The 19,748-nt window shown below is 60.9% G+C and carries 17 protein-coding genes; 4 read left to right on the top strand and 13 right to left on the bottom strand.

The features are described 5' to 3' along the window. Positions 1–647: 647 nt before the first annotated feature. The 4 genes from metF to ACSQ3F_RS14020 form a co-directional block, all read right to left on the bottom strand. A complete protein-coding gene (gene metF / locus ACSQ3F_RS14035) occupies positions 648–1,574 on the bottom strand; it encodes a methylenetetrahydrofolate reductase [NAD(P)H] (protein ID WP_436100779.1) in 927 nt (308 codons plus the stop codon). Between the two features lies 1 nt (position 1,575). Continuing rightward, positions 1,576–2,604, bottom strand: coding sequence for an ArsR/SmtB family transcription factor (locus ACSQ3F_RS14030; protein ID WP_436100778.1), 1,029 nt, complete (start codon positions 2,602–2,604; stop codon positions 1,576–1,578). 171 nt (positions 2,605–2,775) lie between these two features. Then, complete coding sequence (gene ettA / locus ACSQ3F_RS14025) at positions 2,776–4,425, bottom strand: energy-dependent translational throttle protein EttA (RefSeq protein ID WP_436100777.1); 1,650 nt, start codon at positions 4,423–4,425, stop codon at positions 2,776–2,778. A 93-nt stretch (positions 4,426–4,518) separates the two neighbouring features. Further along, the gene (locus ACSQ3F_RS14020) at positions 4,519–5,259 is read right to left on the bottom strand and encodes a ribonuclease T2 (protein WP_436100776.1); all 741 of its coding nucleotides are present in this window, start codon (positions 5,257–5,259) and stop codon (positions 4,519–4,521) included. A gap of 209 nt (positions 5,260–5,468) precedes the next feature. Here ACSQ3F_RS14020 and ACSQ3F_RS14015 point away from each other — a divergent pair, with 209 nt between their 5' ends. Both ACSQ3F_RS14015 and ACSQ3F_RS14010 read left to right on the top strand, forming a co-directional pair. Beyond that, positions 5,469–6,404: a lysophospholipase gene (locus tag ACSQ3F_RS14015; RefSeq protein WP_436100775.1), complete on the top strand. Its 936-nt coding sequence runs from the start codon at positions 5,469–5,471 to the stop codon at positions 6,402–6,404. Positions 6,405–6,540: 136 nt separating this feature from the next. Continuing rightward, the gene (locus ACSQ3F_RS14010) at positions 6,541–8,187 is read left to right on the top strand and encodes a thiamine pyrophosphate-binding protein (RefSeq protein WP_436100774.1); all 1,647 of its coding nucleotides are present in this window, start codon (positions 6,541–6,543) and stop codon (positions 8,185–8,187) included. A gap of 59 nt (positions 8,188–8,246) precedes the next feature. Here ACSQ3F_RS14010 and ACSQ3F_RS14005 read toward each other — a convergent pair whose 3' ends face one another. Beyond that, complete coding sequence (locus ACSQ3F_RS14005) at positions 8,247–8,585, bottom strand: TIGR01244 family sulfur transferase (RefSeq protein ID WP_436100773.1); 339 nt, start codon at positions 8,583–8,585, stop codon at positions 8,247–8,249. 75 nt (positions 8,586–8,660) lie between these two features. Continuing rightward, positions 8,661–9,515 carry a DUF4432 family protein gene (locus ACSQ3F_RS14000; protein ID WP_436100772.1) on the bottom strand — a complete coding sequence of 285 codons (855 nt, stop codon included), beginning with the start codon at positions 9,513–9,515 and terminating at the stop codon, positions 8,661–8,663. Between the two features lie 217 nt (positions 9,516–9,732). Here ACSQ3F_RS14000 and ACSQ3F_RS13995 point away from each other — a divergent pair, with 217 nt between their 5' ends. Further along, on the top strand, positions 9,733–11,100 hold the full coding sequence (locus tag ACSQ3F_RS13995; protein WP_436100771.1) for a L,D-transpeptidase family protein: 1,368 nt from the start codon (positions 9,733–9,735) through the stop codon (positions 11,098–11,100). A 356-nt stretch (positions 11,101–11,456) separates the two neighbouring features. Beyond that, positions 11,457–12,746 (top strand): NAD(P)/FAD-dependent oxidoreductase, encoded by a 1,290-nt coding sequence (locus ACSQ3F_RS13990; protein WP_436100770.1) that lies wholly within the window; start codon positions 11,457–11,459, stop codon positions 12,744–12,746. A 60-nt stretch (positions 12,747–12,806) separates the two neighbouring features. Here the strand turns inward: ACSQ3F_RS13990 and ACSQ3F_RS13985 are convergent, their stop codons facing one another. The 7 genes from ACSQ3F_RS13985 to ACSQ3F_RS13955 form a co-directional block, all read right to left on the bottom strand. Continuing rightward, positions 12,807–13,499 (bottom strand): AAA family ATPase, encoded by a 693-nt coding sequence (locus ACSQ3F_RS13985; protein ID WP_436100769.1) that lies wholly within the window; start codon positions 13,497–13,499, stop codon positions 12,807–12,809. Between the two features lie 313 nt (positions 13,500–13,812). Next, the gene (locus ACSQ3F_RS13980) at positions 13,813–14,622 is read right to left on the bottom strand and encodes an AAA family ATPase (RefSeq protein ID WP_436100768.1); all 810 of its coding nucleotides are present in this window, start codon (positions 14,620–14,622) and stop codon (positions 13,813–13,815) included. 209 nt (positions 14,623–14,831) lie between these two features. Beyond that, positions 14,832–15,977, bottom strand: coding sequence for an iron-containing alcohol dehydrogenase (locus tag ACSQ3F_RS13975; protein WP_436100767.1), 1,146 nt, complete (start codon positions 15,975–15,977; stop codon positions 14,832–14,834). Positions 15,978–15,980: 3 nt separating this feature from the next. Next, complete coding sequence (locus ACSQ3F_RS13970) at positions 15,981–17,360, bottom strand: aldehyde dehydrogenase family protein (RefSeq protein ID WP_436100766.1); 1,380 nt, start codon at positions 17,358–17,360, stop codon at positions 15,981–15,983. A gap of 18 nt (positions 17,361–17,378) precedes the next feature. After that, positions 17,379–17,795: a type II toxin-antitoxin system VapC family toxin gene (locus tag ACSQ3F_RS13965; RefSeq protein WP_436100765.1), complete on the bottom strand. Its 417-nt coding sequence runs from the start codon at positions 17,793–17,795 to the stop codon at positions 17,379–17,381. Continuing rightward, entirely contained in the window at positions 17,788–18,225 is a 438-nt protein-coding gene (locus tag ACSQ3F_RS13960) for a helix-turn-helix domain-containing protein (RefSeq protein ID WP_436100764.1), read from the bottom strand. The genes ACSQ3F_RS13965 and ACSQ3F_RS13960 overlap by 8 nt, the downstream gene beginning before the upstream one ends. Positions 18,226–18,315: 90 nt before the next feature. Then, the gene (locus tag ACSQ3F_RS13955; protein WP_436100763.1) at positions 18,316–19,686 is read right to left on the bottom strand and encodes a glutamine synthetase family protein; all 1,371 of its coding nucleotides are present in this window, start codon (positions 19,684–19,686) and stop codon (positions 18,316–18,318) included. Between the last annotated feature and the right edge of the window lie 62 nt (positions 19,687–19,748).

Below are 19,748 nucleotides of genomic sequence, written 5' to 3'. Positions count from 1 at the left end.
TGGTTAAACCTGTGCATAACCATTTTTCGGGCTTCAGCTACTGCACCGCAGCATAACTTTTCCTTTCAACCGTGACATTTTCACCCTATGTTTCGTGCGTTAACGCAAGGAGGGCCGATTATGGGAATTACACATTCGTTGAATGTCCTCATGATAAGTGCAGCGTTCGTTTTCGTAGCAACCATGCTTTTCATCTGAAAACGGCAGACGAACAGTCCAATCGGTAAAAAAGGACTATAATACCGTAAACCAATTGCAGCAGGATCGAGCAAGTTAGTCGCTCTACCGAGCACTGCGAAGCTAGGCTGCCAGACAAACAAAGCCCTTGAAACCATCCGGTCTCAAGGGCTTTTTCTGTTGCGCGCCGCCATCCGGTCAGGCTTATACCAAGGATCGATGATAGGAGCCCATAGGATCGGCTCGATCTTCGTTTCCGGCCAGGAGAGGTTCGCAGCCACGATGCTTATGCATCGTGCAAGAGCCTCGACGCCGCCGGAAGCGAAGAGAAGCCGACCGCAGGTGGCTCATGCTGGCCTTTTGGCGTTGTTGCGCCCCTCGACCGATGCGTAAGCATCGCTCTTCGAAACGCGCCTAGCCGAAAGGCCAGCATGAGCCATCCTATGGGTTCCTATCATCGATCCTTGGTATCAGGCCGCGGCACCCGCCGCACGAGACGGAATGGCCGCAGACGTGTCCCGCTCGAATCCGACGAGATCGCAGACCGCGGCGACAAGCGGCGACCGGTTCATCGTGTAGACATGGAAATCGCGGATACCGCGCCGGGCGAGATCAACGATCTGTTCGGCAGCGATATGGGTCGCTTCCTTGAAGCGTTCCTGCGGGCTCTCGTCGAGATGGACAAGCCGGGTGACAATCGCCTCCGGAACCCGCGCCCCGCACAATCCTGCAAACTTGCTGACCTGCGCCAGGTTGTTGATCGGCAGAATGCCCGGAACGACGGGGATGGTGATACCAGCACGCCGGACGCGCTCGAGATAGCGCTCGAAATCATTGTTGTCGAAGAAGAACTGGGTCAGTGCGCGGGTTGCGCCGCTGTCGACCTTGCGCTTCAGCATATCGATATCGGTGGCGACGTCCGGGCTTTCGGGATGCTTTTCGGGATAGGCGGACACGGAAATCTCGAAATCGCCTCTGCCCCGGATCGCCGCGACAAGCGCGGCCGCGTTTTCATAACCGCCGGGAAAGGGCTCGTAGCGTGCCCCGATCCCGCCCTGCGGGTCGCCACGCAAGGCCACGAAATGCCGCACGCCGCCGTCGATGAACTCGCTGACGATCGCATCCACCTCGTCCTTGGCCGCGCCGACGCAGGTCAGGTGCGCGGCCGTGTTCGGGAAGCCGGCCTCGTGGATCATCCGCCGCACGGCCGTCAGGGAACGCGCCTTGGTGGAGCCGCCGGCGCCATAGGTCATCGTCACGAACGCCGGATTGAAGGCGGCGAGGTCCTCGACGGTCTGGAACAGCTGCGTTTCCATCTCGTCGTTCTTTGGCGGGAAATATTCGAACGAGAGTCTGAGATTGCCGCGTTCGGCCGGGTAAAGGGTGTGTATCGCCATGTCATGTCCTCCCGGCATAGGCAAGGGTTTTACCGCCCTCGGATAAATCGGCAGCGGCGGCCTGCCGCTGGTCTCGGGCAAGCCATATGGTAACCGTCAATTGCCGGTCTCGGTCCTTTTCCGGAGCGAGATCGACGACCTCTTCGACACTGAGCCCGGCCTTTTCCAGCCATTCCGCCATGGTCTGGCGCGAAAAGCCGAGGCGCATATGGGCATGCTCGTCGCGCAGATATTCCAGCGTGTGCGGAGCGAGATCGATGATCGCCAGCCGGCCGCCGGGCGACAGCATGCGGGCAGCCTCCACAATCGCCGCCTCCGGCTGCTGCAGGAAGTGCAGAACCTGATGGATGGTCACGAGATCGAACTGGCGCCCATCCAGCGGCAGGTTGAAGATATCGCCATGCCGGATCGATGCCTTGGTGATGCCGGCCCGATCCAGATTGGCGCGGGCGACGGCGAGCATGTCACGGCTGGCATCGACGCCGACGCCGCGCCGGTACAGCCCCTCGAACAGTTGCAGAATGCGGCCGGTGCCGGTGCCGAGATCGAGCAGCCCATCGACCGGTTCGGTGCCGACGACCTTTTTCAGCGCAGCCTCGACATCCGCCTCGCTGACATGCAGGCGGCGCAATTCGTCCCATTCGGCGGCATTGCGGCTGAAATAGGCCTGCGCCTTCTCCGAGCGCGCCTGCTTCAGCGCCGCCAGCCGCTCGCCATCCCGCGTCAACACCGCATCGGAGACGTCGGAAGCGGCGAGCAGATCGCGCACCAACGCGACGCCGGCCCCTTCGCCTCTCAGGCGAAAATAGGCCCAGGCACCTTCCTGGTAACGATCGATCAGCGCGACTTCGGCGAGCAGTTTCAGGTGGCGGGAAATTCGGGGCTGCGATTGACCGAGAATTTCGGTAAGATCGGTGACGGTCAGGTCGCCGGCAGCCAACAGGGCGAGAAGACGCATGCGCGTCGGCTCTCCCGCTGCCTTGAGGACGTCCACCAATGCGTCCAGTCCTAGCACCTGATCTCTTGCCATCACAACCCTCATCAACACATAAAGATATGTTTATGTGATTTTCGCGAGTGCCGCAAGATGAAATGTGGCGCAGTGCCGAACAACGTCCACAAACGGAAAAGGCGGCCACACCAGCCGCCTTTCAATTTACATGCATCACGAGGCGCCTGTAAGGCCCCGCGCGGCTGGCCTTTAGCGAGTCAGACGCTTGTAGCTGACGCGGCTCGGATTAACCGATTCCGGGCCGAGGCGGCGGATCTTGTCCTTCTCATAATCTTCGAAGTTGCCCTCGAACCATTCGACATGGCTGTCGCCTTCGAAGGCGAGGATATGCGTGGCAAGACGGTCGAGGAACATGCGGTCGTGGCTGATGATCACGGCGCAGCCGGCGAAGTTTTCCAGCGCAATTTCCAGCGCCGCCAGCGTTTCGGTATCGAGGTCGTTGGTCGGTTCGTCGAGCAACAGCACGTTGCCGCCGGCCTTCAGCATCTTGGCGAGGTGAACGCGGTTGCGCTGACCGCCGGAAAGATTGCCGACTTTCTGCTGCTGGTCCGTGCCCTTGAAGTTGAAGGCGCCGCAATAGGCGCGCGAGTTCATTTCGAGCTTGCCGAGCCTGATGACTTCGGCGCCGCCGGAAATCTCTTCCCAGACGGTCTTGTTGCCATCCAGCGCATCGCGGCTCTGGTCGACATAGCCAAGCTTCACGGAATCCCCGACGCGGAAGCTGCCGCTGTCCGGCTTCTCCTGACCGGTGATCATCCGGAACAGGGTCGTCTTGCCGGCGCCGTTCGGCCCGATGACACCGACAATGCCGCCCGGCGGCAACTTGATCGACAGGTCGTCGATCAGCACGCGATCGCCGTAACCCTTGGTGATGTTCTCAGCCTCAATGACGACCTGACCAAGACGTTCGCCGATCGGAATGATGATCTGCGCATCGCCGAGACGCATTTTGTCAGCGGCATCGACCAGTTCGTCATAGGCCTTGATACGCGCCTTGGACTTGGCCTGGCGGGCCTTGGGGCTGGACGCGATCCATTCCTGCTCGCGGCTGATCACCTTGCGGCGGGAGGCGTCCTCGCGGTTTTCCTGCTCCATGCGCTTGGCCTTGGCGAGCAGATAGGCCGAGTAGTTGCCCTCATAGGGAATGCTGCGACCGCGGTCGAGTTCGAGGATCCAGCCCGTCACGTTGTCGAGGAAGTAGCGGTCGTGGGTGATCATCATCACTGCGCCGGGATACTGGCGCAGATGGTTTTCCAGCCAGCCGATGGTTTCGGCGTCCAGATGGTTCGTCGGTTCGTCGAGCAGAAGCAGGTCGGGTTTGGAGAGCAAGAGCTTGCAGAGCGCCAGACGGCGGCGTTCGCCGCCCGAAAGGCTCGTCACGTCGGAATCGCCGGGCGGGCAGCGCAGAGCGTCCATCGCCATTTCGACCTGGTTTTCCAGATCCCAGAGGTTCTGGCCGTCGATGATGTCCTGAAGCCTGGCGCCCTCGTCCGCCGTCTCGTCGGAATAGTTCATCATCAGTTCGTTGTAGCGCTCGATGATGGCGGTCTTGTCTGCCACGCCCTCCATGACGTTTTCCATCGCCGTCTTGGTCGGATCGAGTTGCGGCTCCTGCGCCAGATAACCGACGGTCGCACCGTCAGCGACCCAGGCTTCGCCGGTATATTCCTTGTCGAGGCCGGCCATGATGCGCAGCACGGTCGACTTACCGGCGCCGTTCGGGCCAAGGATACCGATCTTGGCGTCCGGGTAAAAGGAGAGGTTGACATTCTCCAGCACCTTCTTGGTGCCGTAGGCCTTGTTCAGCCCGGACATATGATAGATGAATTGACGTGCCATAAAAGAGACTGCTCCGACGGAATGGGATTTTGCCCGCTATGTAGGCGAATTATCCCGGCGGAGCAATGAAGAAACCGGCTTTAACTCACCCATTCACTGAATGCCGGCGGCGTCGACGATCCCCCTATCGCATTTGAAATCGGTATTTCCGGCGGCAAGGATCAGAGGCGACAGGCCAGCGCTGGCAGAGACATTCCCCGAAAGCCCGATCGTCAACCCTGTGATGACGCCGCGGGCGCCTGCCTTCTGGCCGCGCATCCGCACCCGGTCGCCCGCACCCTTTCCGAAACTCGTGTCGAAAGCCTGCTTGATCTCGTCCTCCGTCACCTCTTGTCCGAGGCGATCGGCGAACAGGCTTCGCACCGCCGAGCCGTTGAGCTCGTCGAGAAGACGGAGCTGGACGGCAAAATAATCCTGCGCCGTGCCGCTCTGGCAGGTGCCGCTGCGCAGCCATTGATGCCGGTCGAGACCCGATTGCGTTCCCGGCATGGCGATCGAGAGCTTCGCGGCCGTTTCTTCGGCCATTGCCAGTTGCGGCAGTTCCAGCCAGTCGCCCTTCTTGTCGCGCGCCCGAATATCCGCCGCGACACCACAATAGCTCTTCTTCATCGGCCAGAGGCCATGCAGGGAAAAATGCGTCGCGTCATAGCGCTCCGCCGTCTGCCCGGCGCACTCCTTACGCTTCGGCCGCATCTCGCAGAAACCGGGCTGCCAGCTGACGGCGAGAATATATTCCGTCTTTCCTTTCGGTGATGCCGCCGCTTCATCGGCCAGCACCGGAAATGCAACCATGGCAGCCAGCACGGCAATGGCCAGACGGTGCAAAAATGGCATAAAGATATTCCCTTGCATGAAAGCCCCTCCTGAAACCAGAACAAAACAAGATCATATATGGACTAAAACGGGAAAAATACAACCTGGAATCTTTGTCCGACCAATATTTCCTGACCTGATGCGAAACGGGCACCAAGCGGAGATTGCCTTTCGCCGACAAATCAAGTTGATAGCAGGGACGTCGTGGAACTTCGCCTGGGAGGGTTGGCGTGTTTGCCAAGGTCGAAACGTTGCAAAGCCCGAGCGGAGCCGCTCTTGCCTGGCGCCACTGGCCGGCAACCGCGCCGGAAAAAGGCGTGCTGATCGTCAGCCACGGCCTTGCCGAACATGCCGCCCGCTACGCCCGTTTCGCCGAGTTCATGGCCGGACACGGCTTTCACGTCTATGCGCACGACCATCGCGGGCATGGCGCAACCAAAGCCGATGATGCACCGCTCGGCCGGTATGCGCACCGGCAAGGCATCGACAAGGTGCTGTCCGACGTTCGGTCGATGCGCGACATGGCAGCAGCCAATCATCCCGGCCTTCCCATTATCCTGTTCGGTCATTCCATGGGCGGGCTGATCGCGCTCAACGCTGCAGAGAGCGATCCCGGCCTCTATGATGGGTTGGCGGTATGGAACTCGAACTTCAATCCGGGCCTTGCCGGCCGCGCCGCGCAGTTCATTCTCGCCGCCGAAAAGATGCTGAAGGGTTCCGACGTACCAAGCGGCCTCCTGCCGAAACTAACCTTCGCCGCCTGGGGCCGGTCTATTGAGGACAGCAAGACCGAGTTCGATTGGCTCTCGCACGATGCCGCCGAAGTCGCAAAATATGTCGACGACCCACTCTGCGGCTTCGACGCCAGCGTCTCGCTGTGGATCGACCTGTTCAAACTGACGTTTCAAGGAGCGCGCCAGGATCGCCTGCAGCGACTGCCTCAAAAGCTGCCAATCCATCTCGTCGGCGGCGGCGAGGACCCGGCTACCAATGGCGCGCGGGAAATCAAGTGGCTGGCAAGGCGGATGCAATCTGTGGGGCTGAAAGGCGTGACGACGGTGGTCTACCCGACGATGCGCCACGAGACGCTGAATGAAACGGAACGCTACAGCGCCATGCGGGATTTTGCCGCCTGGTGCCTCACTGTCGTGGAACGGCGGACATAACGAAGGCATGCGCGACCGATATGTCTGGCCTCTGCATCATCTGGCAGTAACGCAGGGTCAACAAGAGCGCCAGCATTGCGCCGGCATCGCCTGCAATTTGACAAAATAGTTTTCACGAGCTTTGGGAGGAGCGGACATGAAGACAGGCGGGGAACTGATCGTCGAGGCGCTGAAGGCGAACGGCGTCAAACGCATCTCCTGCGTGCCGGGCGAGAGCTATCTGGCGGTGCTCGACGCGCTTTACGACACGGACATCGAGGTCGTGGTCTGCCGCCAGGAGGGGGGCGCGGCAATGATGGCGGATGCCTGGGGCCGTCTCACCGGCGAACCCGGCATCTGCATGGTGACGCGCGGTCCGGGCGCCATGAATGCGTCCGCCGGCCTGCATATCTCCCGCCAGGATTCGATACCGATGATCCTGTTCATCGGTCAGGTGCAGCGCAACGCCCGCGAGCGCGAGGCCTTCCAGGAAATCGAGTACCGCCGCGCCTTCACCGAAATCGCCAAATGGGTCGGCGAAATCGATGATCCCGCGCGCATTCCGGAATTCGTCACCCGCGCTTTCTCGGTCGCAACCTCTGGCCGCCCGGGCCCGGTGGTGCTGACCTTGCCGGAAGATATGCTGACCGAAATGACCGAGGCTCCGGCGGCCAAGCCCTACCAGCCTGTTGAGAGCCATCCCGGCGCAAGCCAGATCAAGGCGTTCGAAAGCATGCTGGCAACGGCCGAGCGGCCAATCGCCATTCTCGGTGGCACACGCTGGAGCGAACAAGCAGTCCGGCAATTCCAGGCTTTCGCAGAACGGTTCGATCTGCCGGTCGGCTGCTCCTTCCGCCGCCAGATGCTGTTTAATCATCTTCATCCGAACTATGCCGGCGATGTCGGCATCGGCATCAATCCGGCGCTCGCCAGCGAAATCCGCGAGGCGGATCTTGTGCTTCTGATCGGCGGCCGCTTCTCCGAAATGCCCTCGTCCGGCTATACGCTGCTCGATGTGCCCTACCCGCGCCAGACGCTGGTGCATATGCATCCAGATCCCGGCGAACTCGGCCGCGTTTACCGGCCGGATTTGGCTATTGCGGCGGCCCCCGTCGATTTCGCAGCTGCCTTGGAAGAGATGAACCCCGCCGCGCCGCCGCCATGGAGCGATCGCACCGCGGCAATGCACCAGGCCTATCTCGCCTGGTCCACGCCGCCGGAAACCGGCCCCGGTGATGTGCAGATGGGACCGATCATGCGGTATGTCGAGGCGAATACGGCCGAGGATACGATCTTCACCAATGGCGCGGGCAACTACGCGACCTGGCTGCACCGCTTCCACCGGTTCCGCCGCTTCAATACGCAGGCGGCGCCGACATCGGGCTCAATGGGTTACGGCCTGCCTGCGGCTGTCGCTGCAAAACATCTCTTCCCCGAGCGCGAGGTGATCTGCTTTGCCGGCGACGGCTGCTTCATGATGCATGGACAGGAGTTCGCGACGGCCGTGCGCTATAATCTGCCGATCATCACGCTGGTGATCAACAACGGTATCTACGGCACCATCCGCATGCATCAGGAGCGGGAATATCCGGGCCGGGTGAGCGGAACCGATCTCACCAATCCGGACTTCGCAGCCTTCGCCCGCGCCTATGGCGGCCATGGCGAACTGGTGGAAAAGACGGAGGAGTTTGCCGGCGCTTTCGAGCGCGCCCGGCAGAGCGGCAAACCGTCGATCATCGAGATCAGGCTCGATCCCGAGGCGATCACGCCGACGCGGACGTTGAGCCAAATCAGAAACGGCTAAGTCTCATGAAGGCTCTAGCGGCGCGCAATCGAAAGAATGCGCGCCGCTCGCAAAACGCGTCAGCCGCGAATGTGCTGGGTCTGCTGATACACATTGGTCGAGCGGGCGCCGGAGCGGCAATAGCCGAGCATCGGCCGTTCGAACGTATCCAGCGCATCGACCATGTCGCGCACGGCGTCCGCCGTCACGCCCATCGGGCCGACCGGGATATGGGTGATGTCGAGGCCGAGTTGCTTGGCGCGGGCAGCGATGGTTTCGAACTGCGGCTGGTCCGGCTGCTCGAAGTCCGGGCGGTGGCAGACAATGGACTTGAACCCCATCGCCTTGATCGCATCGAGGTCTTCGACAGAAATCTGTCCGGTGACCGAATATTCATCGTTGATCTGGCGAATGTCCATGGGAAAACCTTCCTGAAAATGGTGTCCGGACTGATGTAAGACTGGCAGTGCAAGGCGTCAATCGGAAAGCCGCTTTCAGCGGATCTGGAACGCCAGTGCATAATCCACCGTTTCTCCCTGAGCGAGCATCGGCAGTTCACCCGCAGCAGCAAGATCGGTCCGTTTGGCAATCCGGTGGGACACCGGCTCGATGCTGATGACATCAGCCGATCCGCGTTGGCATCGCCACATCTGGAGGAACGGCAGGGTTGCCGTCTCGAACCGGACGATCAGAGAGCGGCCTGACAAGGCCGCGAACGGACCGAGGGTCACCTGTGCCCAGCCGTCCCTGGCCGTCGGCGCGGCCGGCAGACAGAAGTGCGCGCTTTCGCCGTCGCCGAACCGCCACGGCCATCGCCCGTTGCCGAACATCGTTCCGGCAATATGCGTGTCGTCGCCAAGCATCCAGCCGCCGATGTTCATGTGATACATCAACATCGGGGCAAACGGTTTGGCGCCTGCGTTGGTAACCCGGTCGGACAGCAGAACCTCTGATTCATCCCGGCTGATCGCCCAGCGCCGTGACACCAGCGCCGCTCCGCCATTGACAAGCGGAACCTCGGTTTCGGCAAGACAACCGGGTGGCTCGTCACGGCCGGACATCTCTGTCCGCCGCACCGGCGTGCCGCAAAGCGAACCATGCAGGGGGAACCTCCGCCCGTCATCGAAACCGTCGATCGGCTCCGGATGGCGGATATGATCCGGACCGCAGGTGAAAAAGAAGCCCTGCAGCGCATGGTCGATGCGCCGGTCGCCGTCCGAGGGTATTGCTGCGCCCGGTGAAATATCCACGCCATCGACGACGAAGGCGCCGATATCGAGCGCCGACTGGCGGTCGAGCAGAATCTGGAATTCGCCGGCCCTGTCCCCGCCGGATATCGTGATCGGCATCGAACATCTCTCCGCAGCGTTTGAGTCGGCGAGAACCGCCGGCAATCTGTCCGGGAAATCTAACTCATGGAAAGCGCCAAATCTGCACCTTGAAACGCGCAACCCACCGAATTAAATGGATTTTAGGGAACTGTTCATGATGAATTCAGTTTATTCATATTACCGTCCCATTTGATTTGTAGGCCCCGAACACAACCGCCAGATTAAAGGTTTCATCGTGACGTTCGTTTCCAGAGCCGGAATAGCCCTCCTCGCTGCCGTCAACGTGCTCGCACTTGCCTCTGCGGCAAAGGCGCAGGACAGCTTCGGCCGTTTGCCGGCCGACGCCGTTCTGGTCACACCGCAGGGCGAAATCCTCGATTATCTGCCCGAATCGGGCGACGTACAGATGATGCGCGACCGCCGTGGCCGCACCGTGCTGGTCGATGCCTGGGGCAATGTGGTGGCAACCGTGATGGGCAGCAGCAGGCAGCGCAACGAAGCGCGCCGCCGCGAGATGAACCGCGACTACTCCACCGGTCAAGGCTTTGGCTTTTCCGAACAGGGCTATCCAGACCAGGGTTTTTCAGAACCCGGCGACGTGACCGGTTCCGTCCCCGATTACCGCGATGCGACGCCGCCAAGTGTCGAGCGCCAGGAACTGCCGGACGAGTATTCGGCGCTCCCGGACGAGAACGACATGGAAGCCCTGCCGCGGGAGGAACGCCAGACCTTGCCTGCCGCCGCGCAGATCACGAAGAAATCCAGCGCCGAAATTACCGCCCTGCAGGTGTTTCTCGATCGCGAAGGATTTTCTCCGGGCGTGATCGACGGCAGGAGCGGCTCGAACGTCACCAAGGCGATCGAAGCCTGGCAGCAGGCGACCGGCGAAACGCTCGACCCGAACAACACCGACGACATCATGGAACGGCTGCGCTTCTCCGGCGGGCTGCCAATCACCAGCTATACGATCACGGCCGTGGATGCTGCTGGCCCCTATGTTGCTTCCATTCCGGAAGACTACGCGCACAAGGCTGCCCTGCCGCATCTGTCCTTCACCTCGACCACGGAAATGCTCGGCGAAAAGTTCCACATGGACGAAGCCTATCTGCGGGAGTTGAATCCCGGCGCCGATTTCACTGTTCCCGGCACGATCATCAAGGTGATCAATCCCGGTGAAATGAAGAAGGGCAAGGTCGCCCGCATCGTTGCCGACAAGTACCGCAAGCAGGTCTTTGCATATGATGAGGCCGGAACGCTGATCGCCGCCTACCCCGCGACGATCGGTTCGTCCGATACGCCGTCGCCGTCCGGCACGGTGCAGGTCGATCGTATAGCATTCGATCCCGGCTATACCTACAATCCGAAGATCAACTTCAAGCAGGGTGAGAATGACAAGGTGCTGACCTTGCAGCCCGGTCCGAACGGTCCCGTCGGCACAATCTGGATCGCCCTGTCGAAACCGACCTACGGCATTCACGGAACACCGGAACCGTCAAAGATCGGCAAGACACAGAGCCATGGCTGCGTGCGCCTGACCAACTGGGACGCAACCGAACTTGCCAAGATGGTCAGCGTCGGAACCATCGTCGAATTCCTCGACTGAAGAAAAATGCGCGACATCCCCCATTTGGGGGGAGTGAAACCGCACAAAACCTGTTAAAAATAAGGGGTGTCTGGAGCCTGTAGTCACACCGCAGCGCAGCCCGGCGTTTTCAGTACGAAAACATTCACCGGACGGCGTTGCCGCCCGGCTAATGGAGTGATGGGCACACTTTCGCGAGATGGAAATCGGGGCCGTGGTGCGTAGCTTGGAAGCACCGCGGCCCCAACCGCTTCGGGCTTCTCCCCACATCCCTTCGCTTCATGACCTCATCATCTTTTGTCATTAAAAAACATTGCCGCAATGCTCTATCTGTCGGAAGAAAGTAAGTTCAATTCCGACAGACGAGGAATACCGTGATGGCCGCCGAACGCTCCCTTCCCAACCTCTGGCATGCCTCGGCGCCCGCGGCTCCGGAAACCCAGTCGCTTGCAGGCGACATCACCGTCGATGTCGCGGTGATCGGCGGCGGTTTCACTGGTCTGTCGGCCGCACTGCATCTTGCCGAAAAGGGCGTGAAGGTCGCTGTTGCAGAGGCGAAGATGATTGGCTTCGGCGGTTCCGGCCGCAATGTCGGTCTCGTCAATGCCGGCATGTGGACGAAACCCGACGATCTCATCGCGACGCTTGGCGCCGAAGCGGGCAAGCGTCTACTGACTGAACTCGGCGACGGACCGTCGGTCGTTTACGATCTCGTTGCCAAGCATCAGATCCAGTGCGAGGCCGTCCGTAACGGCACGTTGCACATGGCCGTCGGCACCGAGGGCCTCGCGGAACTCAGGGATCGGGAAGCACAGTGGAAGAAATTCGGCGCTCCCGTCGAAGTGCTGTCCGCCGAGCACGCCAAAGCGCTGACCGGCGCGGAAGGGTTCGCCGGCGCCCTGCTCGACCGGCGCGCCGGTACGATCCAGCCGCTCGCCTATGCCCGCGGTCTTGCCCGCGCGGCACTCGCAGCCGGCGCCGAGATCTACACCGAGACGCCGCTTCTTGCCGCCGAACGCAAGGGCGATGTCTGGAAGTTGACGATGCCGGGCGGCTCGATCACCGCGAAAAGCGTGATCCTTGCCACCAATGCCTATGGCAAGCTCATCGAGCGGACGCCTTGGTCGGCCCATACGGAAGAACTGACCATCCTGCCCTTTTTCCAGTTCGCGACCCAGCCGCTCAGCGACAATGTCGCCCGCAGCATTCTGCCGGAACGCCAGGGCTGCTGGGATACCGGCCTCGTGATGACGTCCTTCCGCATGGACCAGCAGAACCGCATGATCTTCGGCAGCATCGGCCGGCTGGACGCCGTTGCGAAGGGAACACACCGGGCCTACGTCAAGCGCTCGCTGCGCAAGCTTTTCCCGATGATCGGCGATGTCCGGTTGGAATACTGGTGGGACGGTCGCATCGGCATGACCACCAACAACCTGCCGCAGATGCATGTGATGGCGCCGAACGTGTTTTCGATCAGCGGCTACAACGGCCGCGGCATCGCCCCGGGAACCGTCTTCGGCCGGGCGCTTGCCGATCACGTGACGGGCGAGCCGAACGCCCTGCCGCTTGCCGAAACGCCACTGACGCCCGATCCCTGGCGCGGCATCAAGTCGGCCTTCTATCGCGCCGGCGCACAGGCCAAGCACCTCATCGACCATCGCTTCTGAAATCTGAACCTGAAAAGCCGCGCGGATCACTCCGCACGGCTTTTGACTGCAGTCGTGCGATCAGGCCGCCCGGCGGACCGGGTTAATCGACCGAAGCGGAACGAGCTTGCGCACTTCGTCGCCGAAGGCCCGGGCGTTTTCGCAGGCCTTGTCGAGATTGCTGACCTTGCCCGGGTCCATCGTTTGCAGCGTGCCGCCACAGTCGAAGATATCGCGGAAGGCGGCACGTTCGATGATCGGCGTATTGAGCACGGGCACGGAACGCTCGGCCAGCAACTGCTTCACCACCTGTAGCGCGCGCGTTGTCACCACCGAGTTCACACGTGTCAGGACGACGGAATGATTGATCCTGATGCCGGCCTTTTCCTGCAGGTGACAGAGCAGTTCGAGCACCTGGGCTCCGCCCTTGGCATCCATGGCGCAGCCCTGGATCGGGATCATGACATGGTCGGACAGACCGATCGCCGTGGCCATCAGCGTGTTGCGGGCACCGGCCAGATCGATGATGAAGTAGTCAGTCCCTGCCCGGTTTTCGCGAATATGCGTCTGGAGCGATGCCATCGTTATATTCGAAATAACGTCGATATTCCGGATTTTTCCCGAAATCTCGTGCCAGTGGGAGATCCAGTGCTGGGGATCGGCATCGAGAATGGTGACGCGAGCGCCGTTGCGCGCGAACTCCGTCGCGAGGATAAGCGCGGCGGTCGTCTTGCCCGCGCCGCCCTTGGTATTTGCAAATGTGATGACTGGCATTGCTGTCCCTGTCTGAAAACGTCCGAGCCCCGGCATGGCTCTCGCAAAGCGCAAAGCCCATCGCGCCCCGGTTAATCAAACCTTTCAGATCGTGGTTAAGAAAATCTAAACACGCCCCTCGCTACAGCGCCGCGCGTCAAATATGACGCGCAAAGGACGCTGTAGCACTTTGAAACTGCTGCATAATTTTATCCTTAAATCGATTCCGATTTAAGGAATTATGCAGTAGAATTAACGATTGCTGGCCAGGCAGGCGTGAACGTGTGCCGCAACGAGGCCAATCTTACGATAAAACTTTCCAGATTTTGAGTGATCAGGGATCAGCGTGTATCGCGCCACGCCCGAAGGACACAGCGGCGCGCGCCACTGGCGAATGTCCGGCAGGATTTTCCGATTGCGGGATACGTTCTGGCGCCTTGTAGCAGATACGCGCGAGGGAACCGCTCGATTGCAGATGCGGCTGCCCGCTCACCAAATGCAGGACTTCCGTCGCAAGTCCCTGCATGTTTCGCTGGGCCTTGGCGAGATTGCTGACCTTCGTTTCGTCGATCGTATAGAGCGTGCCACCATGTTCGAACATGTCGCGGTAAGCACTGCGCTCGATGATGGGCGTGTCGAGCAGCGCCACATTGCGCCGGGCAAGGAGCGCCTTGACGCTGCGGATGGCGCGTGTCGTCACGAAAGAACTGACACGGGTCAGGACCACGGCATGATTGATGTGGCTACGCGCGTTGTTTTCCACCTGCCCTATGATGTCGAGCACGTGCGCTGCGCCCTGCGCGTCCATGGCGCAGCCCTGAACAGGAATGAGCATGAGGTCGGAAAGACCGGCGGCCAAGGCAATCAGCGCGTCGCGCGCTCCGGAAAGATCGATGATGACATGGGTTGCCTGGCCGTGTGGAGCCCGCAGATTGCCGCCCAGATTGGCGAATGTCACACCGGTCACAACGGACATGCTGTCGACCGCGCCGGGCAACCCATGCCATTTGGTTGCAAATGCGAGAGGGTCGCAATCGAAAATGACGACCTTCTCGCCCTTCTGCGCAAACTCCATGGCCAGAAGCAATGCCACCGTCGTCTTGCCGGCTCCACCCTTGGCGTTCGCAATTGAAATTACAGCCATCTCGTTCCCGCCAGCATGCCGCCGCTGCCGTCGCCATGCCCTTCATGTAAGGGCGCCCAGTACATCACAGCCTTGCAAATCAGCGTTAACGAAGGGCAAACAAATCGTTAGCCGGGAAATAAAAAAACGGAGCAACCACCAGGATCGCTCCGTTCACAAGACGACTGAAAATCACCGGCGCGCTCATGAAAACGCGCCGCGCCTCACAGTCAGATGCATTCCTTGAACAGCTTCTTGGCCGCTTCAAGCGTCAGTTCGACCGGATTGCCGCCCGCCGTCGGATCGACGATCGCCATCGCGGCCATTTCGTCGATGCGATCCGTGCCGACGCCGAGCGCCGACAGCTTGTCCGGCACGCCGAGCTCTTCGCGCAGCTTCAGCACGTAGTCGTAGAAGCCGTCAAAACCGCCGGAAATGCCGAGATAGGCGGCAGCCATCGCGATCTTGTCCTCGATGGCCGGGCGGTTGAAGCGCAACACCGGCGGCATGACGACGGCATTGGTCATGCCGTGGTGGGTGTTGTAGATCGCGCCAACCGGATGCGACAGCGAGTGGATGGCGCCAAGCCCCTTCTGGAAGGCGACGGCGCCCATGGCGGCGGCGCTCATCATATGGGCGCGGGCTTCGATATCCGTTCCGTCCTTGTGGGCGCGCGGCAGATATTCCTTGACCAGGCGCAGGCCTTCAAGCGCGATGCCGGCCGACATCGGATGATAGAACGGCGAGGAATAGGCCTCGAGGCAATGGGCGAATGCATCCATGCCGGTGCCGGCAGTGATGACCTTCGGCATGCCGACCGTCAGTTCCGGATCGCAGATCGTCACGGCCGGCAGGAATTTCGGATGGAAGATCACCTTCTTCGTGTGCGTCTCTGAATTGGTGATGACCGAGGCGCGCCCGACTTCCGAACCGGTGCCGGCGGTCGTCGGAACGGCGATGATCGGCGCGATGCCCTCGACGCTGGCGCGCGTCCACCAGTCGCCGATATCCTCGAAATCCCAGACCGGCCGGGTCTGACCGGCCATGAAGGCGACGCACTTGCCGAGATCAAGCCCCGAGCCGCCGCCAAAGGCGATCACGCCGTCATGGCCGCCCTCCTTGAAGGCTTTGACGCCGGCCGCCAGGTTGACGTCAGTCGGGTTGGAGTCGACGTCGCTGAACAGCGCCCGGCCGAGCCCGGCGGCATCCAGGATATCGAGTGCGTTCTGGGTGATCGGCATCGGCGCGAGGCCTCGGTCAGTCACTAAAAGCGGCTTCTTGATGCCGAGCGCCTTGCAGTGATCGGCAAGTTCCTTGATCCGCCCCGCCCCGAACTTGATGGCGGTCGGATAGCTCCAGTTGGCAGTGATGGTCATCGCTTAGGCTTTCTTCAGATGGTAGGATTTCGGGCGGGTCAGGTTCTGGAAGCCGATGACGGAGAGCGAGCCGCCACGGCCGGTTTCCTTCACACCGGTCCAGCACAGGGCCGGATCGAGATAATCGGCGCGGTTCATGAAGACGGTGCCGGTTTCGAGGTCGTTGCCGATACGGGCAGCGCGTTCGGGGTCCTTCGTCCAAAGCGACACGGTAAGCCCGTACTTGCAGTCATTCATCAAAGCCAGCGCTTCTTCGTCGTTCTTCACCTTCATGATGCCGACGACGGGGCCGAAGCTTTCTTCCGTCATCACCTTCATGGAGTGATCGACATCGACAAGCACCTGCGGCGCAAGATAGGCGCCGCCATCATCCCGCGGGAACAGCTTCGGATCGACCAGCGCCCTGGCGCCCTTGGCAATCGCTTCGGCCGTCTGGGCGCGGACTTCTGCGGCAAACCGCCTATGCGCCATCGGGCCGAGCGAGGTTTCCTGCTCGAGCGGATTGCCGAGCTTGTAGGCGGAGGCGAAGGCGACGGCCTTTTCGACGAAGTCGTCGTAGAGGTTCTCATTCACGTAGATGCGCTCGATGCCGCAGCAGCACTGCCCGGAATTGAACATCGCGCCATCCATCAGCGTATCGACGGCAGCATCCAGATCGGCATCGTCCATGACATAGCCCGGATCCTTGCCGCCGAGTTCGAGGCCAAGACCCGTGAACGTACCGGCGGCGGCCCGCTCGATCGACCGGCCGCCTTCGACGGAGCCGGTGAAGTTGATGAAATCGAAGCTCTTGACCGCGATCAGCGCCGAGGTGGTGGCATGGTCGAGGAAGATGTTCTGGAAGACATCCTCCGGAACGCCGGCCTCGACGAACGCGCGCACCATGCGCTCGCCGACGCGGATCGTTTGGCTCGCATGCTTGAGGATCACCGCATTGCCCGCCATCAGCGCCGGCGCGACCGTGTTGATTGCCGTCATATAGGGATAGTTCCACGGCGCGATGACGAAGACCACACCGTGGGCGACACGCTCGATGCGGCGCTCGAAGCTGGCGCTGTCCTCGACGACGATCGGCGCCAGCGCGTCCGCAGCGATGGCGGCGACATAGTTCGAACGCTCATTGAAACCACGAAATTCGCCGCCGTAGCGCACCGGGCGGCCCATCTGCCAGGCGAGTTCCGGCACGACCTCATCGACCATCTCGTTGAGCCGCGCGACACCGGCAAGCACGAGCTTGACGCGGTCCTCGACCGGTCGCTTGGCCCAGCTTTTCTGAGCCGCCCGTGCCCGGGCAACGGCAGCCGAAGCGGTGGCGGCGTCAACTGCGGGGCGTTCCGCGTAAACCTCCCCGTTCACCGGGGAAATGCATTGGATCATGGTCATAAATTCAACTCCAAAGGCTCAGCAAGCGAGCGTCCTGACATGTCCGGCCGCGCCGTATTCAAGGATGGCTCGGTCGCGTGTGATTATAGTGAGATCGTGCTCGCGCGCAGTGGCGATGAGAATCCGATCCATGGGATCCCGGTGCAGTGGCTCGGGAAGGTAAGCGGCGCCGATCAAGACAGCGGGTGTAGCAGCATGGACCACTATGTCGCCGGCCGTCACGAAATCCTCGAACCAGGGCAGCGCATCTTTCGTTGCCGGTAACCTGCCGCGCGATATCAACATTCCAATTTCCCAGGCAGACATGGCGGACACACAGAGCGCCCCGCCATTGATCGACAATGCCCTAAATGCGTCCATTGATGCCTGCGACATCCATTTCTTGTTTGCCATCCAGATAATTGCGCAGGTATCGAGCAGAAGTCCCTCACTCATTATAAAGTTTGTCGCTCCACTCGACATCAATCGGCGCCGTCAAATCCAGATCGTCCGGTATCGTCATCGTTCCCGCCATGCAGCCGAAAGCAGGATGCACCGGCAATGAGTCGCGGTCCTCGCCTGCCGCATCGCGCCGCCCCGATTTAACCAAAGGATCCCTTTCCTTCGATCGTCCCATGCCATGGACGTACCCTTGCTGTTTGCCCTCCTCAAAACCCGCCAACTCGCCACGCCGCCGGGCCGCGACTTCCCCGAGACCAACGCCAAGATAATCGGCGATCAGATCTTGCTCCTCGGCGCTCATTCTCCGTTCCCCCTTCAGCATTCGCGACACAGCGCTCCGATCAATGCCGAGAAATCGGGCAAGGTCGCTTGGTGACGCGCCTTTCTCAGTGAGCTTCTGATTGAACCATGCAGTATCGATCATGGTGCGCCCTTCGAAATCTTAAACAAAGCCGCGCCATAATCGCAAAATGTTGATAAGAAAGCAACACTTGCCGTCGTTGTTGCGATAATCTCAAGCTCGTTCGAAACCTCTCGCAACTTCCCAGTCCGTCACGCGGCGGTCGTATTCTTCCTGCTCCCACTCGGCAGCGCGGGTATAATGTTCGATGACCTCCTCGCCGAAGGCCTCCAGCAGCATCTTCGAGGAGTTCATGGCCCGCGTCGCGTCGCGCAGCGTGCCGGGGATTTCGCGGATATTCTTTCCGCCGTAGGCGTCGCCGACGAATGGGGCTTCCAGTTCCAGCTTGCCCTCGATACCAGCGATACCGGCGGCGATCAGGGCTGCCATGGCAAGATAGGGATTGAGGTCGGAGCCGCCGACACGGCATTCGATGCGGATCGCCTTGGTGCCTTCGCCGCAGAGCCGGTATCCGGCGGTGCGGTTGTCCTTGCTCCAGACGGCCTTGGTCGGCGCGAAGGTTCCCGCCATGAAGCGCTTGTAGGAGTTGATGTAGGGCGCAAGGAAATAGGTGATTTCGCTCGCATGCGTCAGAAGGCCGGCGACGTAGTGGCGCATCGTGTCCGACATGCCGTATTTGGCCTCCTTGTCGAAAAACTGCGGCGTCTTGCCGTCAAGGCTCCAGAGCGACTGGTGGATATGTGACGACGAGCCTGCGGCATGATAATTCCATTTGGCGAGGAAGGTGATCGCCTTGCCGCGCGACCAGGCGATTTCCTTGCAGCCGTTCTTGATGATCGCATGGCGGTCGGCCATGGTCAGCGCATCGGCGTATCGGACGTTGATTTCCTCCTGCCCGGCGGACGCCTCGCCCTTGGAGTTTTCGACGGGAATGCCGGCGCCCTGCAGGCCGTTGCGGATCGCCCGCATGACATCTTCTTCCTTGGTCGTCTGGAAGATGTGGTAGTCCTCATTGTAGCCGCTGACGAGCTTCAGGTCGCGGTAGCCACTTTCGCGCGCGTCGTCATAGCTCTGGTCGAACAGGAAGAACTCGAGTTCGGTCGCCATGTAGGCTTTCAGGCCCATGGCCTCCAGGCGAGCGATTTGGCGCTTGAGGATGGCGCGCGGCGAATGCGGCACTTCCTTGTGCGTGTGGTGGTCGAGCACGTCGCAGAGAACCAGCGCCGTGCCTTCGAGCCAGGGAATGCGGCGAAGCGTCGAAAGGTCGGGCTTCATCGTATAGTCACCGTAGCCGGCTTCCCAACTGGTCGCCCTGTAGCCGGAGACCGTATCCATCTCCATGTCGGTCGCCAGCAGGTAGTTGCAGCTGTGGGTTTCTTCCCAGGCGCTATCGACGAAGAACTGCGCATGAAAACGCTTGCCCATCAAGCGTCCCTGCATGTCCACTTGGGCTGCCAGGACCGTATCGATGCGGCCTTCGGCGACATCCTTCTTCAATTCTTCAAACGAATAGCTCGCGCTCATATCTATATCCAGTGTTGGGCGCCCGGCGCCGTCTGATTGGCAGAACAGACCGGCGGACAAGC

This window comes from Pararhizobium sp. LjRoot238 (genome assembly GCF_964252955.1).
GTDB lineage: Bacteria > Pseudomonadota > Alphaproteobacteria > Rhizobiales > Rhizobiaceae > Pararhizobium.
This window is presented reverse-complemented; position numbering and strand designations above follow the sequence as displayed.

What these genes read in the sequence shown, in the direction of transcription:
- metF (WP_436100779.1), bottom strand. Translation starts at nt 1,574, where the DNA reads ATGGCGATACACACCCTTTACCCGGCCGAACGCGGCAATCTCAGACTC.
- ACSQ3F_RS14030 (WP_436100778.1), bottom strand. Translation starts at nt 2,604, where the DNA reads ATGGCAAGAGATCAGGTGCTAGGACTGGACGCATTGGTGGACGTCCTC.
- ettA (WP_436100777.1), bottom strand. Translation starts at nt 4,425, where the DNA reads ATGGCACGTCAATTCATCTATCATATGTCCGGGCTGAACAAGGCCTAC.
- ACSQ3F_RS14020 (WP_436100776.1), bottom strand. Translation starts at nt 5,259, where the DNA reads ATGCCATTTTTGCACCGTCTGGCCATTGCCGTGCTGGCTGCCATGGTT.
- ACSQ3F_RS14010 (WP_436100774.1), top strand. Translation starts at nt 6,541, where the DNA reads ATGAAGACAGGCGGGGAACTGATCGTCGAGGCGCTGAAGGCGAACGGC.
- ACSQ3F_RS14005 (WP_436100773.1), bottom strand. Translation starts at nt 8,585, where the DNA reads ATGGACATTCGCCAGATCAACGATGAATATTCGGTCACCGGACAGATT.
- ACSQ3F_RS14000 (WP_436100772.1), bottom strand. Translation starts at nt 9,515, where the DNA reads ATGCCGATCACGATATCCGGCGGGGACAGGGCCGGCGAATTCCAGATT.
- ACSQ3F_RS13990 (WP_436100770.1), top strand. Translation starts at nt 11,457, where the DNA reads ATGGCCGCCGAACGCTCCCTTCCCAACCTCTGGCATGCCTCGGCGCCC.
- ACSQ3F_RS13985 (WP_436100769.1), bottom strand. Translation starts at nt 13,499, where the DNA reads ATGCCAGTCATCACATTTGCAAATACCAAGGGCGGCGCGGGCAAGACG.
- ACSQ3F_RS13980 (WP_436100768.1), bottom strand. Translation starts at nt 14,622, where the DNA reads ATGGCTGTAATTTCAATTGCGAACGCCAAGGGTGGAGCCGGCAAGACG.
- ACSQ3F_RS13975 (WP_436100767.1), bottom strand. Translation starts at nt 15,977, where the DNA reads ATGACCATCACTGCCAACTGGAGCTATCCGACCGCCATCAAGTTCGGG.
- ACSQ3F_RS13970 (WP_436100766.1), bottom strand. Translation starts at nt 17,360, where the DNA reads ATGACCATGATCCAATGCATTTCCCCGGTGAACGGGGAGGTTTACGCG.
- ACSQ3F_RS13965 (WP_436100765.1), bottom strand. Translation starts at nt 17,795, where the DNA reads ATGAGTGAGGGACTTCTGCTCGATACCTGCGCAATTATCTGGATGGCA.
- ACSQ3F_RS13960 (WP_436100764.1), bottom strand. Translation starts at nt 18,225, where the DNA reads ATGATCGATACTGCATGGTTCAATCAGAAGCTCACTGAGAAAGGCGCG.
- ACSQ3F_RS13955 (WP_436100763.1), bottom strand. Translation starts at nt 19,686, where the DNA reads ATGAGCGCGAGCTATTCGTTTGAAGAATTGAAGAAGGATGTCGCCGAA.